General features: G+C 62.2%; 13 protein-coding genes. 10 read left to right on the top strand and 3 right to left on the bottom strand.

From position 1 onward, the window contains the following. Genes tssK through tagH form a run of 3 tightly spaced genes read right to left on the bottom strand, consistent with a single transcriptional unit; the run spans position 1 to position 3216 of the window. A complete protein-coding gene (gene tssK, locus EJ576_RS01225; RefSeq protein ID WP_028618492.1) occupies positions 1-1335 on the bottom strand; it encodes a type VI secretion system baseplate subunit TssK in 1335 nt (444 codons plus the stop codon). Positions 1336-1353: 18 nt separating this feature from the next. Continuing rightward, complete coding sequence (tssJ, locus tag EJ576_RS01220) at positions 1354-1863, bottom strand: type VI secretion system lipoprotein TssJ (RefSeq protein WP_028618493.1); 510 nt, start codon at positions 1861-1863, stop codon at positions 1354-1356. Between the two features lie 57 nt (positions 1864-1920). Next, positions 1921-3216, bottom strand: coding sequence for a type VI secretion system-associated FHA domain protein TagH (tagH, locus tag EJ576_RS01215; RefSeq protein ID WP_126569445.1), 1296 nt, complete (start codon positions 3214-3216; stop codon positions 1921-1923). Positions 3217-3610: 394 nt separating this feature from the next. Here tagH and tssA point away from each other — a divergent pair, with 394 nt between their 5' ends. The 10 genes from tssA (at position 3611) to EJ576_RS01165 (ending at position 16011) form a co-directional block, all read left to right on the top strand. After that, entirely contained in the window at positions 3611-4630 is a 1020-nt protein-coding gene (tssA, locus tag EJ576_RS01210) for a type VI secretion system protein TssA (protein WP_126569444.1), read from the top strand. 54 nt (positions 4631-4684) lie between these two features. Next, the gene (tssB, locus tag EJ576_RS01205; protein WP_010207547.1) at positions 4685-5191 is read left to right on the top strand and encodes a type VI secretion system contractile sheath small subunit; all 507 of its coding nucleotides are present in this window, start codon (positions 4685-4687) and stop codon (positions 5189-5191) included. A 2-nt stretch (positions 5192-5193) separates the two neighbouring features. Beyond that, positions 5194-6693 carry a type VI secretion system contractile sheath large subunit gene (tssC, locus tag EJ576_RS01200; protein ID WP_028618496.1) on the top strand — a complete coding sequence of 500 codons (1500 nt, stop codon included), beginning with the start codon at positions 5194-5196 and terminating at the stop codon, positions 6691-6693. Positions 6694-6863: 170 nt separating this feature from the next. Continuing rightward, positions 6864-7352: a type VI secretion system tube protein Hcp gene (locus tag EJ576_RS01195; protein WP_005792512.1), complete on the top strand. Its 489-nt coding sequence runs from the start codon at positions 6864-6866 to the stop codon at positions 7350-7352. A gap of 78 nt (positions 7353-7430) precedes the next feature. Beyond that, positions 7431-7946, top strand: coding sequence for a type VI secretion system baseplate subunit TssE (gene tssE / locus EJ576_RS01190; RefSeq protein ID WP_005792513.1), 516 nt, complete (start codon positions 7431-7433; stop codon positions 7944-7946). Continuing rightward, a complete protein-coding gene (tssF, locus tag EJ576_RS01185; RefSeq protein ID WP_126569443.1) occupies positions 7943-9802 on the top strand; it encodes a type VI secretion system baseplate subunit TssF in 1860 nt (619 codons plus the stop codon). The genes tssE and tssF overlap by 4 nt, the downstream gene beginning before the upstream one ends. Beyond that, positions 9766-10809 carry a type VI secretion system baseplate subunit TssG gene (tssG, locus tag EJ576_RS01180; RefSeq protein ID WP_126569442.1) on the top strand — a complete coding sequence of 348 codons (1044 nt, stop codon included), beginning with the start codon at positions 9766-9768 and terminating at the stop codon, positions 10807-10809. Before tssF ends, tssG begins: the two co-directional genes overlap by 37 nt. Beyond that, complete coding sequence (tssH, locus tag EJ576_RS01175; RefSeq protein WP_126569441.1) at positions 10802-13465, top strand: type VI secretion system ATPase TssH; 2664 nt, start codon at positions 10802-10804, stop codon at positions 13463-13465. Before tssG ends, tssH begins: the two co-directional genes overlap by 8 nt. A gap of 156 nt (positions 13466-13621) precedes the next feature. Then, the gene (locus tag EJ576_RS01170; RefSeq protein ID WP_123478446.1) at positions 13622-15562 is read left to right on the top strand and encodes a type VI secretion system Vgr family protein; all 1941 of its coding nucleotides are present in this window, start codon (positions 13622-13624) and stop codon (positions 15560-15562) included. Positions 15563-15576: 14 nt separating this feature from the next. After that, positions 15577-16011, top strand: a complete 435-nt coding sequence (locus EJ576_RS01165) for a DcrB-related protein (RefSeq protein ID WP_010207557.1) — start codon at positions 15577-15579, stop codon at positions 16009-16011. Positions 16012-16016 lie beyond the last annotated feature (5 nt).

The raw sequence follows: 16016 nt of genomic DNA, 5'->3' as shown, positions 1-16016 counted from the left end.
TTATCCTCGGATCGCCCAAAAGGCCAGGTTCAAGCCCGGGAACTGCCCGGCGATGTGGAAGGCAAAGCCGCCGGAATTGCCCAGCTGTTGCCAGGCCTCGCTGCCGCGATCCAGCTCGTAGTAGGTGGAACCTGCGTGGTACGGCAATTGGCGCGGCGCCACGGGCAGAGGCAACAGGGTGATGCCCGGCAGTTGCAGGTTCACCAAGTCGCGGATGTGCTCCACCGAGCCGACTTTGCTCTGCTGGCCGAAGCGCGCGCGCAGGGTTTCGCCGGGGACATCGGCACGTACCACCAGGATGAAGCTGGCGTTGTCGAGCAGGGTTTTGTCGGCCAGCATCGCCACGTGGACGCCGTAGGCTTTCTCGACAATCGGGATCGGCGTGGCCTTGCTGTCGATCAGCATCGACAGCGCTTCACGCAAGGCGGCCATCACCGGAGCAAAGCTCAGCGCCAGGTCGTCGTGCTGGTACTGGGGGTATTCCTGGGGACGGCGGCCTGAGGTCGAGAAGGTGGAGAACTCTCCCGCCAGGCTGACCAGTTCGCTGAAAAAGCGCTCCGGGTGCAGCGGGCTCAACTGGCTCAAATGCTGGATCAGCGGTTGGGCGCGGTTGACCAGTTGCAGCAGCATGAAATCGGCAATCTCCGACGCGCCACCGGCGCCCGAAGCGACCACGCGCCCCGCCAGGGCTTCGCCGCGTTGGTGCAGCAAGCCGAGCAGTTCGCTGCGGAATGCGGTCAGCGGCTTGCTCGCAGCGACGTCCAGCACGGGCGGGATGTAGGTGTCGTCGAGTACCAGTGCGCGGTCGGCGCGTTTTTCCTTGATGCGCACCAGGCCGATGGCGGCGTAATCGCTAATGCCATCCTGGGCGGTCAGCAGGCGCAGAGCCCGTGAGCCCAAGGCCACCGGTGCGCGGTTTTCGAAGGGTGCGTTGTCGTCACGCACTTCGCGGACCTGGCTCACGTAACGCGCCGCCTCCAAGGCTTCGCCTTCCTCCACGGTATCGCGGGCACCGGCACGCTTGAGCGGCAGCGCCAGGTACACCAGGCCATCGCGCAGGTTGTCGTCGATGTTCAGCGGGCTCGGCGCCAGATCGTCCTGGGGAATGTTGAACGGCGTGCCGTCGGGCAACAGGCCACGCGCCGAGACGATCGCCAGCTTGCCCTGGGCCAGCAGGCCCTGGTCGATCAGCAGCTCGGAAAAACCCCAGGCCCCGGCCGACAAAGGGCGGCTGCGGGCGTCGATCAGGTTTTCCAGGTAACGGTCATGCTGCTGGAAGTGCTGCGTTCCGATGAACATGCCTTCCGACCAGACCACGCGATTGTTCCAGGACATGGGGGCTCCGATTGCTTCTTATTGGGCAGGGCTGGATGGGGTGACCACGACGTCGGCGCGCACGGCACGCACATCGAGGCTGATCTGGTATTCGGTGTATTGGCGCGCGGGCACGTTGATCACCGTGCGCCATTGCGCGCGGTCCAACTCGCGATAGCCCACCAGCAAACCGATCTGGCGCGTGGACGGGTCGAGGTCGCGCTGGATGCTCAGTTGCTCGCCGGGCTGCACCATCACTTCGTCCTGGTCCAGCAGGTCCAGGCCCAGGGTCGATTGCGCCCGGTCAGCCAGGGCGAAGTAATCGGAGCGGGCAAAGGTGGCGGCGTTTTTCAGTTCGAAGATGCGCACCCGCACCGGCGCAGCCTGGCCGTTGGCGCCGGGGTTGAGCCCGTTGATCGCATGAAAGTGCAGCTCGACGGCGGCCGTCTCCGCTTCGGCCTCGGCGGCTGTTTCGGGTTTGGCGGCGTCTTTGGCACACGCCGTCAGCAGAAGCAGTGTGGCGACTGCGAGTAAAAACCTGGGAATCATCCTGCGTCCTCAATGACGTATTTAGCTATCCGTTGATCCATGTGTTGCGGCGCGGTTTTACCGACGCTGTCGTGCGCTGTGTTCTTCGTAGGCCCGGCTGAATTCGCGGCCGAACAGGTCCTGGAAATCTTCCTGGGCCTCGCGGGAAATATTGCTGTAGAGCTCGGTGAATTGCTGCCAGTACTGGGCCTGGCGTGAGCCGTTGAAAATACTTGAGAGCCCGCCGGGCTTGCCCATGCGCTCTTCCAGTTGCGCCGGTTCAAAGCGCGTGAGCAGGTGTTTGATCGCCGCTTCCACGCCGGCCATCACCGCCAGTTGGTGGGCACGCAGGTCGTTGAAACTGTCGCGTACGGCGAGGTCTGGTGCCATAAACGCCTGGTTGCCGTGGCGAAGCAAAAGCAGTAACGCTTCGTCAGCATTCGGGGCGAATTTCAACGGATTGTTTTCAGCGGGCTGGATCATGGTCTGCTGCATGCGGAACTCGCCCTTGAGGCTGGCGCGGGCACGCAACACGTCGATCAGGCCTTCGACCATCAGGCGGTAGCTGCGGCCGATGTTTTCCATCTGGGCCTCGGCCTGGGCTTTGTCCAGGCGCAGTTGATCGAGGCCAGCGCCGCGCAGAAAGGCTTGCAGAAGGTCGGGTTGCTGAGTGTTTGCCACAGGCTCGACCGCAGGTGGCGGCTGAATGACCGGTGCGGGCGGTGGCGCAACGGGCGCAGGTGCATCGCCAAACAAGTCCCAATCTTCGGGAATCACCGAGCCCGAAACCACGGGTTTCTCGAGCGTAACGGGCGTCGGCGGACGGAAGTCATGCTGCTCGGACGGCACATGGTCCGGCACGGTCGGCGGCGGCACGGCGGTGGGGCTGAGGAAGTCGAACAGGTCCGGCAGCGTGTCCATCGACGAAGCACCCTGGAATTGCGGCGCGATCACCGGCACCGGCGCGGGCTGGCTCGCCACGGCACCCATCAGCGCTTCAAAGCTGTTCGGCGAATCGCCGGCAAACGGCTGGCTGTCGACGGCCTGCACGTTGAAGTCGATGCGCGCCTGGATCTCGTAATCACCGATGCGGATCAACTCACCGTCTTGCAACGGTTCGCTGTTACCCCGACGCATACGGATACCGGCTTTAACCAACTCCACACCATTAGTGCTGTTATCGGTTAAATAATAGCGACCCTCTTTGTATTGAATAACGCAATGTTGCGAGGAGACCAAGCGCTCTGGATCAGGCAGTACCCAGTCATTATCGGAACTGCGGCCAATAGCCATCGAGCCCTGATTCATGGACTTTTCGGAGCACTGCCCAGGGGTAATCTTGTGATAACTAGTGATAGTCAAACACAGCGACATCTTGCCTCCTTGCTGATACTTCGCGCGCGGTCGATTCCCGGGACAGCGCCTCCCGGGATATCGCCATCAGGTCGAGCGATCGACCGTCTAAAACCTGCCAATGCCAGCATGATCGCTGATCTTAACTGGGCTCTATGACAAAAATCCTGTCCCGGTGCGTCGTTCGACCCACCAGTCGCGCAGGTTGTTAAGCACCGCACATCTGTCACAGAGGGCGAATAGCTTACCTTGACAAGCCCTAAGTACTACACCAAAAATGCACAACTTCTTGAATACCATTGATGGCACATTAGTGGCATCTTGCTTATATGACCAAGAAAACATGCAAAGTTCCTCGCGCAACTAATGCATGAATTGCCCGCCGTCTAACGGGCTGATAGGGAGATCAAATTCAGTGGATGTGCCGTTGCTGCTCACCGCCGTTTCCGCGACTTCGCCCTGTGGCGAAGACATGGAATATGACGCGCAATTTCTGCAATTGGAGCGTGATGCCAAGGGCCAACCCGAGCGCAGCATGGGCGACTCCATCCTGCCCGCTGAACCGCCGGAATGGCGCAGCATCCAGCAGCAAAGCCTCGACTTGCTCGGGCGCAGCAAAGACCTGCGCATCACCCATTTCCTGCTGCAAAGCGCCCTCGCCCTCCAGGGTGTGGCGGGCCTTGCAGAAGCACTGACGCTGATCGACGCGTTGCTGCGCGATTACTGGGCCGACCTGCACCCGCGCCTGGACGCCGACGACGATAACGACCCCACGGTGCGCATCAACGCCCTCACCGGCCTGACCTGCGACACCAATATCCGCCTGCTGCGCGAAAGCATCCTCACGCGCTCACGCACCTTCGGCCCGGTAACCCTGCGCGCGGCGCTCAACGCCAGTGGCCTGTTGAGCTTCCCCGACGAGCAACTCGGCGCCCAGCAGCTCAACGCCGCGTTCCTCGACAGCGACCCCGAGCACCTGCAAGCCACCCGTAACGCGCTGATTGCGGCGCGTGCGGCGTGCGAAGCCATCGAACGGCAGGTCAACGATCAGGTTGGTTCCGCCCAAGGCGTGGACCTCAGTGCCTTGAAGCAACCGCTCAAGCAGGCGTTGCAGATCCTCAATCAAGCGGTGCCCGGCACCGACAGCAGCAGCGAACCCGAGGCCGTCAGTGACGACAATGCCCCCTCGGCCGACTTCGCCGCTGCGCCCGCAGCTCCGCGCCCGGTTGGCGACATCGCCAGCCGCGACGATGTGCTGCGCAGCCTCGACAAGATCCTTGCGTACTACACCCGGTACGAGCCTTCGAGCCCGCTGCCGGTCCTGTTGAACCGGGCGAAGCATCTGGTGCACGCCGACTTCGCGGCCATCGTGCGCAATCTGATTCCCGACGGCATGTCCCAATTTGAAAACCTGCGTGGCCCGGACGGCGAGTAAGCCGCCCGACTGCGCAGTAACAACACCGTCGCTCAAGCGACCAGGAGCAGCAACGTGGCGAAGCAAAGTTCTCAGAAATTCATCGCGCGCAACCGCGCGCCTCGAGTGCAGATCGAGTACGACGTCGAGCTTTACGGCGCCGAGAAAAAGGTCCAGCTGCCCTTCGTGATGGGCGTGATGGCCGACCTCGCTGGCAAGCCCGCCGAGCCTCTGGCGCCGGTGGCAGACCGCAAGTTCCTTGAAGTGGACGTCGACAATTTCGACTCACGCCTCAAGGCCATGCAGCCGCGCGTGGCGTTCCACGTACCGAACGAACTGACCGGCGAAGGCAACCTGAGCCTGGACATCACCTTCGAAAGCATGGACGACTTCAGCCCGGCCGCCGTGGCCCGCAAGGTCGACTCGCTGAACCAACTGCTCGAAGCCCGCACCCAACTGGCCAACCTGCTGACCTACATGGACGGCAAGACCGGCGCTGAAGAAATCATCATGAAGGCGATCAAGGACCCGGCATTGCTCCAGGCACTTGCCAGCGCGCCGAAGCCTGCAGGGGATCAGTAATCATGACCGACAATACCGCCCGCGAAGGCAGCCAGATCCTGGGTACCCAGACCGAAGAAGCCAGCGAGTTCGCGAACCTGCTGCTGCAGGAATTCAAGCCCAAGACCGAGCGTGCCCGCGAAGCCGTGGAAACCGCCGTGCGCACCTTGGCCGAACAGGCTCTGGCGCAAACCGATCTGGTGTCCAATGACGCGATCAAGTCGATCGAATCAATCATCGCTGCCATCGACGCCAAGCTGACCGCCCAGGTCAACCAGATCATCCATCACCAGGATTTCCAGCAGCTGGAAAGCGCCTGGCGTGGCCTGCACTACTTGGTCAACAACACCGAGAGCGATGAGCAGCTGAAGATCCGCGTGCTCAACATCTCCAAGCCGGACCTGCACAAGACCCTGAAGAAATTCAAGGGCACTGCGTGGGACCAGAGCCCGATCTTCAAGAAGATGTACGAAGAAGAATACGGCCAGTTCGGCGGCGAGCCGTACGGCTGCCTGGTAGGCGACTACTACTTCGACCAGTCACCACCGGACGTGGAACTGCTGGGCGAGCTGTCGAAAGTCTGCGCAGCGATGCACTCTCCGTTCATCGCTGCGGCGTCGCCGACCGTGATGGGCATGGGCTCGTGGCAAGAGCTGTCGAACCCGCGCGACCTGACCAAGATCTTCACCACGCCGGAATACGCCGGCTGGCGCTCGCTGCGTGAATCGGAAGACTCGCGCTACATCGGCCTGACCATGCCGCGTTTCCTGGCACGCCTGCCGTACGGCGCCAAGACCGACCCGGTGGAAGCCTTTGCCTTCGAAGAAAACACCGACGGTGCCGACAGCTCCAAATACACCTGGGCCAACGCCGCGTACGCGATGGCGGTGAACATCAACCGTTCGTTCAAGCACTACGGCTGGTGCTCGCGCATCCGTGGCATCGAGTCCGGCGGTGAAGTGGAAAACCTGCCGGCGCACACGTTCCCTACCGATGACGGTGGCGTGGACATGAAATGCCCGACCGAAATCGCCATCAGCGACCGCCGTGAAGCGGAGCTAGCGAAGAATGGTTTCATGCCGCTGCTGCACAAGAAAAACACCGACTTCGCCGCGTTCATTGGCGCCCAGTCGTTGCAGAAACCGGCCGAATACGATGACCCGGACGCCACCGCCAACGCCAACCTGGCCGCGCGCCTGCCGTACCTGTTCGCCACCTGCCGTTTCGCCCACTACTTGAAGTGCATCGTGCGCGACAAGATCGGTTCCTTCAAAGAGAAGGACGAAATGCAGCGCTGGTTGCAGGACTGGATCCTCAACTACGTGGACGGTGACCCTGCGCACTCCACCGAAACCACCAAGGCCCAGCACCCATTGGCTGCCGCCGAAGTGATCGTGGAAGAAGTGGAAGGCAACCCGGGTTACTACAACTCCAAGTTCTACCTGCGCCCGCACTACCAGCTCGAAGGGCTGACCGTGTCGCTGCGCCTGGTATCGAAGCTGCCTTCGGCGAAAAGCGCATAACCACGAATGAGCCGGCTCTTCTGTGGGAGCCGGGCTTGCCCGCGATGCACGCGACGCGGTCTCCCAGTCAGACCGCGGCGACGCAATCGCAGGCAAGCCAGCTCCCACAGAACAGCATTGCCCATTGGGCTTAAACAAATATCGTGGCTGAGACCACACAGGGAGAAAACATGGCTGTTGATATTTTCATCAAGATCGGCGACATCAAGGGCGAGTCCATGGACAAGGCCCACAAGGACGAAATCGACGTGCTGAACTGGAGCTGGGGCATGGCCCAGTCCGGCAACATGCACGTAGGTGGTGGCGGCGGCGCAGGCAAGGTGAATATCCAGGACCTGTCGCTGACCAAGTACGTCGACAAGGCATCGCCGAACCTGATGATGCACTGTGCCAGCGGCAAGCACATCGACAAGGTCAAGCTGACCGTGCGCAAGGCCGGTGGCGAAAGCCAGGTCGAGTACATGGTGATCAACCTGGAAGAAGTGCTGGTCACTTCCCTGAGCACCGGCGGTTCGGGCACCGATGACCGCCTGACCGAGAACGTCACCCTGAACTTCGCCCAAGTGATGGTCGACTACCAGCCACAGAAAGCCGACGGCACCAAAGATGGCGGCGCGATCAAGTTTGGCTGGAACATCCGTTCCAACACCAAGCGCTGATAGCCCTTGGGGCCGTGGCTTCGCGCCACGGCCACAACCCACTTGTCCCTCTCACAACCCGTCCGTGGAGCCGCTTTGGTGGTCACTGAAATCGCTTCCCGAGACCGTCTGCAACCGTCCCTGTTGGACCGGTTGACTGACGACGATCCAACCAACCCCAAGGAAAGCGCCGACAAACGCGTGCTGTCCCTGACCCAATTGAAAGCCTCGGTGCTGCGCGACCTGGCGTGGCTGCTCAACACCACGTCGTTGCTCGATGCCGATGCCACGCTGCACACACCGGCCGGTACTTCGGTGGTCAACTACGGCCTGCCGGCGCTGGCGGGCAACAGTGTTTCAAGTGTGGATATCAAGGCCCTGGAAGCGTTGATCTACCAGGCCATCGCTACCTTTGAACCGCGCATCCTGCGCCATACCTTGCGGGTCAAAGCCCGTGTCGGCCATGGCGAGATGAACCATAACGCGCTGAGTTTCGAGATCGAAGGCGACCTGTGGGCACAGCCCGTGCCGTTGCGCCTGCTGCTGCAAACCGACCTGGACCTGGAATCGGGCCATGTACGCGTGGTCAACGCTGACCAGCGGAGGCGCCCATGAACCCGCGCCTGCTGGAGCTGTACAACCAGGAACTGCACCACGTGCGCGAAAGCGCCGCCGAGTTCGCCAAAGAATATCCGAAGATCGCCAGTCGGCTGACCCTGTCCGGCATGGACTGCGCCGACCCGTACGTCGAACGTTTGCTCGAAGGCTTTGCCTACCTCACGGCCCGCGTGCAGCTCAAGCTCGACGCCGAGTACCCGACCTTCACCCACAACCTGCTGGAAATCGCCTACCCGCATTACCTGGCACCCACGCCGTCGATGACCGTGGTGCAATTGCAGACCGACCCGGATGAAGGTTCGCTGGCCAGTGGTTTCCCGCTGCCTCGCGACACCGTATTGCGCGCTGCGCTGGGCCGCGAAACCCAGACCTGCTGCGAGTACCGCACCGCGCACCCGGTGACGCTGTGGCCGTTGCAGGTCAGCAATGCCGAATACTTCGGCAACCCTGCCGCCGTGCTGGGTCGCCTGGCCGCCAGTGAGCCAAAAGCCAAGGCCGGCCTGCGCCTGACCCTGCGCACCGGCGCCGAATTGCCGTTCAACAGCCTTGACCTGGATAACCTGCCGCTCTACCTCAGCGGTGCCGACGAGCAACCATTCCGCCTCTACGAACAACTGCTGGGCAATGCCTGCGCGGTGTTTGCACGCAAGCCGGGTGGCGATTGGGTCGAGCGCCTGCCGCAGGATGCAATGCGCTCCCGTGGTTTTGACGATGCCGACGCCGCCATGCCGGTGGTCGCACGCGCGTTCCAGGGCTATCGCCTGTTGCAGGAATACTTCGCCCTGCCCCACCGTTACCTGTTCGTCGAGTTCGCTGAACTGAGCCGTGCGGTCAAACGCTGCGATGGCCAGGAGCTGGAATTGATCGTGTTGTTCGACCGTCATGAGCCGAGCCTGGAAGGCAGCGTCGGCGCGGCGCAGTTCCTGCCGTTCTGCACGCCAGCAATCAACCTGTTCCCCAAGCGCGTGGACCGCATCCACTTGTCCGACCGGGTCAACGAACACCATGTGATCGCCGACCGCACGCGGCCGATGGACTTCGAGATTCACTCGTTGAGCGGCATCACCGGTCACGGTACCGGGCCGGAGCAGCCGTTTTTGCCGTTCTATGCCGTGCGTGATCCGTCGCGCTACGGCCGTGACCAGGCGTATTACACCGTACGCCGGGAGCCCCGCGTCTTATCCAGCGACCAGCGCCGCAACGGCCCACGCTCCACCTATGTGGGCAGTGAGACCTTTGTCAGCCTGGTGGACAGTCGCCAAGCGCCCTACGGCCATGACTTGCGCCAACTCGGCGTGACTGCGCTGTGCACTAACCGCGACTTGCCCCTGTTCATGAGCATCGGCAACGGCAAGACCGACTTCACCCTGGCCGACAGCGCCCCGGTGCTGTCCGTGCGTTGTGTGGCAGGCCCGAGCCGCCCACGCGCCAGCCATGCCCATGACGCCAAGGCCTGGCGCTTGATCAGCCAGTTGTCGCTTAACTACCTGTCCCTGAGCGAACAGGGCCAAGGCGCGGCGGCCTTGCGCGAACTGCTGCGCCTGTACGGCGACAGCAACGACGCCGCCCTGCAATTGCAGATCGAAGGCCTGCGCGAGGTCAGCAGCAAAGCCGTGACCCGACGTTTGCCGATGCCCGGCCCGATCGTGTTTGGCCGTGGCCTGGAAATCACCTTGGAGTTCGATGAAAACGCGTTTCGCGGCACCGGCGTGTTCCTGCTCGGTGCGGTGCTGGAGCGCTTCCTGGCACGCTACGTGTCGATTAACAGTTTTACCGAGACGGTGATCCGTACCACCGAACGCGGCGAGATCATGCGATGGAAAGCCAAGCCCGGACGTCGTCCGACCCTGTGAGTACCCTGGATGCGATGCATCAGGAGCCCTGGGAATACGATTTCTTCCAGGCGCTGCGCCGTATCGAGTGCGAATCGCCAGACCTGCCGCGCCTGGGCCATTCCCTGCGCCTGGCGGATGACCCGCTGCGCCTGGGGCAACAGGCTGATTGCACCTTTGCGCCGGCCACCCTGGCCTCGGTCGATCCCGGTGGCGACGGCAAGCCGGCGCGGCTGGAGCAATTCTTCTTTGGCCTTGGCGGCCCCAATGGCCCGCTGCCGCTGCACATCACCGAGTACGTGCGCGAGCGTCAGCGCAACAACGCCGACAGCACCAGCAAACAGTTCCTCGATGTGTTCCACCATCGCCTGCTCAGCCTGTTTTACCGGGCCTGGGCCGAGGCGCGGCCAACAGTCAGCCACGACCGACCGGATGATGATTACTGGTCCGCGCGCCTCGCTGCTTTGAGTGGACGGGGCATGCCGAGCCTGCTGAATCAGGGGCTCATCCCGGACACCGCGAAGCTGCATTACAGCGGCCACCTGTCGGCGCAAACCCGCTATCCAGACGGCCTGAAAGCCATTCTCAGCGAGTACTTCGGCCTGCCGGTGGAGATTGAAGAGTACGTCGGCCAATGGCTGGAACTACCCGAGCGCAGCCGCGTCAGCGTGAGCGCCAACCGCCTGGGCGTGGACTTTTGCCTGGGCAGTTTCGTGTGGGACCGCCAGCACAAATTCCGCATCCGCCTGGGGCCGCTCACGCTGGATGACTACATGGGCATGCTGCCTGGCCACCAGCCGTTCAACGAGCTAGTGGCGTGGGTGGCCGAGTACCTGGGCCATGAACTGGACTGGGACCTCAACCTGGTTTTGCAACAACCCGAAGTGCCGGCGCTGCGACTCAATGGTCAGTTCCGCCTGGGCTTCAACACCTGGCTCGGCAAGCCCGAGCATGACGCCAACGACCTAATCCTGGCCCGGCATTACGCCGATCACGCCACCACCTCAAGGAATCCAGAGCATGGGTGAAATCAGTCGCGCCGCACTGTTCGGCAAACTCAACAGCGTGGCCTACAAGGCCATCGAAGCCGCCACCGTGTTCTGCAAACTGCGGGGCAACCCGTATGTGGAACTGGCCCACTGGTTCCACCAGTTGCTGCAATTGCAGGACTCGGACCTGCACCGCATCATCCGTCAGTTCAACGTGGAGCCGGCGCGCCTGGCCCGTGACCTGACCGAAGCGCTGGACCGTTTGCCGCGTGGCTCGACGTCGATCACCGACCTGTCCTCCCATGTGGAAGAAGCCGTGGAACGCGGTTGGGTCTACGGCAGCCTGATGTTTGGTGAAAGCCAGGTGCGTACCGGCTACCTGGTGCTCGGTATCCTGAAGACGCCAAGCCTGCGCCATGCGCTGTTGGGCTTGTCTGCCGAGTTCGACAAGATCAAGGCCGAGGCCCTGAGCGAACGTTTCGACGAGTACGTCGGTGATTCGCCGGAGAACGCGCTGAGCGCCAGTGATGGTTTCAATGCCGGTGCCGTGCCCGGTGAAGCCAGCGGTGCCATGGCACCGAGCGCGATGGGCAAGCAGGAAGCCCTCAAGCGCTTCACGGTCGACCTGACCGAACAGGCCCGCAGTGGCAAGCTCGACCCGATTGTTGGCCGTGATGAAGAGATCCGCCAACTGGTCGACATTCTTATGCGTCGTCGCCAGAACAACCCGATCCTCACCGGTGAAGCCGGGGTGGGCAAGACCGCCGTGGTCGAAGGTTTCGCCCTGCGTATCGTCGCCGGCGACGTGCCGCCAGCCTTGAAAGACGTGGAACTGCGCAGCCTCGACGTGGGCCTGCTGCAAGCTGGCGCGAGCATGAAAGGCGAGTTCGAACAGCGCCTGCGTCAGGTTATCGAAGACGTGCAGGCCTCGCCCAAGCCGATCATTCTGTTTATCGACGAAGCCCACACACTGGTGGGTGCCGGCGGCGCCGCCGGCACCGGTGACGCAGCCAACCTGCTCAAGCCGGCCTTGGCCCGCGGCACTTTGCGTACCGTGGCCGCCACCACCTGGGCCGAGTACAAGAAGCACATTGAGAAAGACCCGGCCCTGACCCGTCGCTTCCAGGTGGTGCAAGTCGCCGAGCCGTCGGAAGACAAAGCGCTGCTGATGATGCGTGGCGTGGCGTCGACCATGGAAAAGCATCACCAGGTGCAGATTCTCGACGAAGCGCTGGAAGCCTCGGTGAAACTGTCCCACCGCTACATCCCGGCGCGCCAGCTGCCGGACAAGTCCGTGAGCCTGCTGGACACGGCCTGCGCCCGCGTCGCCATCAGCCTGCACGCGGTGCCGGCGGAAGTGGACGACAGTCGTCGTCGCATCGAGGCGCTGGAAACCGAGTTGCAAATCATCGCCCGTGAGCATGCCATCGGCATTGCGATCGGTGCGCGCCAAACCAACACCGAGGCGCTGTTGAGCGCTGAGCGTGAGCGCCTGGCGACCTTGGAAAGCCGCTGGGCCGAAGAGAAAACCTTGGTGGACGAGTTGCTAGCCACCCGTGCAACGCTGCGTGAAAAGGCGGGCGTGGTGGACAGTGGCAACGATGAGCTGCGCGCCCAACTGGTCGACCTGCAACAGCGCCTCACCGCCCTGCAAGGCGAAACCCCGCTGATCCTGCCCACCGTGGATTACCAGGCCGTGGCCTCGGTGGTCGCCGACTGGACCGGCATCCCGGTGGGCCGCATGGCGCGCAATGAATTGGAGACGGTGCTCAACCTCGACCAGCACCTGAAAAAACGCATCATCGGCCAGGACCATGCCCTGCAGATGATCGCCAAGCGCATCCAGACCTCCCGCGCCGGCCTCGACAACCCGAGCAAGCCGATTGGCGTGTTCATGCTGGCCGGCACCTCCGGCGTGGGCAAGACCGAAACTGCCCTGGCCCTGGCCGAAGCCATGTACGGCGGTGAGCAGAACGTCATCACCATCAACATGAGCGAATTCCAGGAAGCCCACACAGTGTCGACCCTCAAGGGCGCGCCACCGGGCTATATCGGCTACGGCGAAGGCGGCGTGCTGACCGAAGCCGTACGGCGCAAACCCTACAGCGTGGTGCTGCTGGACGAGGTGGAAAAAGCCCACCCGGACGTGCATGAGATCTTCTTCCAGGTGTTCGACAAGGGCGTGATGGAAGATGGCGAAGGCCGGGTGATCGACTTCAAGAACACCCTGATCCTGCTGACCACCAACGCCGGCACCGAGTTGATTTCCCACGTGTGCAAAGACCCGGCGAACATCCCTGAGCCGGAAGAAATCGCCAAGGCTTTGCGCCAGCCGCTGCTGGAAATCTTCCCGCCCGCGTTGCTCGGCCGCCTGGTGACCATTCCGTACTACCCGCTCAGCGACGAGATGCTCAAGGCGATCACCCGCCTGCAACTCAACCGCATCAAGAAGCGCGTAGAGACCACCCACAAGGTGGCTTTCGATTACGACGACGCGGTGGTCGACCTGATCGTCTCGCGCTGCACCGAGACCGAAAGTGGCGGGCGCATGATCGATACCATTCTGACCAACAGCCTGCTGCCGGACATGAGTCGTGAGTTCCTCACGCGCATGCTCGAAGGCAAGGCGCTGGCGGGGGTGCGGATCAGCAGCCGGGATAATGAATTGCACTACACCTTCAGCGACGCCGAGTGACCTGACGGAACACGGTCAAAATGTGGGAGCTGGCTTGCCTGCGATAGCGGTGTATCAGTCAACATCAATGTTGAATGTTCAATTGCTATCGCAGGCAAGCCAGCTCCCACATTGGATTCGGTTCCTTCAGTAATCAAGACCTTTACAGGACGCCCGATGCTATTCAACCAAGCCTCACGCCTGGCCAAAATCACCAGCCCCCTCGGGCCGGATGTGCTGCTGCTCAATGAAATGGGCGGTGGCGAGGAGCTGGGCAGGCTGTTCAACTACGAGCTGCAACTGACGTCCCTGGACGCCAACATCGATCTCAACCAGTTGCTCGGCAAACCCATGAGCGTGGGCCTGCAACTGGCGGACGGTGGCGAGCGGCACTTCCACGGCATCGTCGCGCGGTGCAGCCAGAACATCGATCTGGGTCAGTTCGCCAGTTATCAGGTGACGCTGCGCCCATGGTTTTGGCTGCTCAGCCGCACCTCCGACTGCCGGATTTTCCAGAACCTGAGCATCCCGCAGATCATCAAGCAGGTGTTTCGCGACCTGGGGTTTTCCGACTTCGAAGACGCCCTGAGCCGGCCGTACCGCGAGTGGGAATACTGCGTGCAGTACCGCGAGACCAGCTTCGACTTCGTCAGCCGCTTGATGGAACAGGAAGGCATCTACTACTTCTTCCGCCATGAGCAGGACCGCCATGTACTGGTGCTGGCCGATGCCTACGGCGCCCACACCACGGTGCCGGGCTACGCGTCGATCCCGTACTACCCCAAGGACGAGCAGCAGCGCGAACGCGACCATATGCACAACTGGCACCTGGCGCACGAAGTGCAGCCGGGTTCGCTGGAGCTCAACGACTACGATTTCCAGCGCCCCAGCGCCAGCATCGACGTGCGCTCGGCCATGCCACGCCCGCACACTGCCGGCGACTATCCGCTGTACGACTACCCCGGCACCTACGTGCAAAGCGAAGACGGCGAGCACTATGCGCGGACCCGCATCGAAGCGCTGCAAACCCTGCATGAACAGATCGAGTTCAGCGGCAATGCTCGCGGCCTGGGCTCGGGGCATTTGTTCAGCCTGACCGGCTTCAGTCGCCAGGACCAGAACCGTGAATACCTGATCGTCGGCTGCCGCTACTACATCGTCCAGGAAAGCCTGGAAAGCGGCGGCGGTTCGGGCTCGGCACAGTTCGAAAGCAGCCTCACCTGCATCGACGCCCAGCAGAGCTTCCGCCCGTTGGCCAGCACCCACCGCCCTATCGTCAAAGGCCCGCAGACCGCGCTGGTGGTCGGCCCCAAAGGCGAGGAAATCTGGACCGACCAGTACGGCCGCGTGAAGGTGCATTTCTACTGGGACCGTCATGACCAATCCAACGAGAACAGTTCGTGCTGGATTCGTGTGTCGCAATCCTGGGCCGGCAAGAACTGGGGCTCGATGCAGATCCCACGGATCGGCCAGGAAGTGATTGTGAGCTTCCTTGAAGGTGACCCCGACCGACCGATCATCACCGGACGGGTCTACAACGCCGAGCAGACCGTGCCTTACGACCTGCCGGAAAACGCGACCCAGAGCGGCATGAAAAGCCGTTCGAGCAAGGGCGGCACGCCGGCCAACTTCAATGAAATCCGTATGGAGGACAAGAAGGGGTTGGAGCAGTTGTACATCCATGCCGAGCGTAATCAGGACATCGTGGTCGAGGTGGATGAAAGCCATTCGGTGGGGCATGACCGCAACAAGAGCATCGGCCACAACGAGACGGTGACCATCGGCAACAACCGCCTGCGCATCGTCAAGCAGGAAGACATCCTCTCGGTGGGCCAGCGCAAGACCGACAGCATCAGCCAGAGCTATGTCATCGAAGTCGGTGAAAACCTACGCCTGGTCTGCGGTGAAAGCATCCTGGAGTTGAACGCCAGCGGGCAGATCAACCTCACCGGCGTGCAGATCAGCTTCTATGCCAGCGGCGATGCCGAGTTCAACACCGGCGGCGTACTGCACCTGAACAACGGCGGCGGCCCCGGCGCCACGCCCGATGGCCAGGGCCAGAAAGCCGCCATCGACGCCAATATCAAAGCCGCGTTCCCCACGCCTAAAAGCTCCTGACGAGACCTGCTTTCATGACGTATCGAATCAACGAATTCCAGTTCCAACTGCCGGCCAGCGAGCTGCAGGACGCGACGATCAATATCCTCAAGTTCCCGGAACTGGGGACTTCACTGATCGTCAGTCGCAGCTTGCTCGCCGAGGGTGAAACCCTGCACAGCAACTTCAATGACCAACTCCAGCGCCTGGAAAAACAGGTGCAGGACTTGCGCTATCAACCGGGTGTTGATGTGCGCCTGGGCGCCGCGCAAGAGGTCGAAGGCATTGAGCTGCGCAGCCAGTTCAACAAGGGCAATGACAAGGTGTTCCAGTACCAGCTGGCGCTGGTGTTGCCGGGGACGCGCAAGATGCTTGCCTTGAGTTATGTGAAGGCCGACAAGCTCGGGGATGCCGAGGCGGCGCATTGGGCATTGATCAAAAATTCGCTGTCGTTCGACGCGATTTCTTGATGAGC

The sequence above is a fragment of the Pseudomonas sp. C 49-2 genome (genome assembly GCF_003970195.1).
GTDB classification, from domain to species: domain Bacteria; phylum Pseudomonadota; class Gammaproteobacteria; order Pseudomonadales; family Pseudomonadaceae; genus Aquipseudomonas; species Aquipseudomonas canadensis.
The sequence above is the reverse complement of the archived record's forward strand: the minus strand, read 5'-3'. Positions and strand labels throughout refer to the sequence as shown.

Excerpts from the sequence above, each read along its gene's own strand:
- tssK (WP_028618492.1), bottom strand. The coding sequence starts at position 1,335 with ATGTCCTGGAACAATCGCGTGGTCTGGTCGGAAGGCATGTTCATCGGA.
- tssJ (WP_028618493.1), bottom strand. The coding sequence starts at position 1,863 with ATGATTCCCAGGTTTTTACTCGCAGTCGCCACACTGCTTCTGCTGACG.
- tagH (WP_126569445.1), bottom strand. The coding sequence starts at position 3,216 with ATGTCGCTGTGTTTGACTATCACTAGTTATCACAAGATTACCCCTGGG.
- tssC (WP_028618496.1), top strand. The coding sequence starts at position 5,194 with ATGACCGACAATACCGCCCGCGAAGGCAGCCAGATCCTGGGTACCCAG.
- EJ576_RS01195 (WP_005792512.1), top strand. The coding sequence starts at position 6,864 with ATGGCTGTTGATATTTTCATCAAGATCGGCGACATCAAGGGCGAGTCC.
- tssF (WP_126569443.1), top strand. The coding sequence starts at position 7,943 with ATGAACCCGCGCCTGCTGGAGCTGTACAACCAGGAACTGCACCACGTG.
- tssG (WP_126569442.1), top strand. The coding sequence starts at position 9,766 with ATGGAAAGCCAAGCCCGGACGTCGTCCGACCCTGTGAGTACCCTGGAT.
- tssH (WP_126569441.1), top strand. The coding sequence starts at position 10,802 with ATGGGTGAAATCAGTCGCGCCGCACTGTTCGGCAAACTCAACAGCGTG.
- EJ576_RS01170 (WP_123478446.1), top strand. The coding sequence starts at position 13,622 with ATGCTATTCAACCAAGCCTCACGCCTGGCCAAAATCACCAGCCCCCTC.
- EJ576_RS01165 (WP_010207557.1), top strand. The coding sequence starts at position 15,577 with ATGACGTATCGAATCAACGAATTCCAGTTCCAACTGCCGGCCAGCGAG.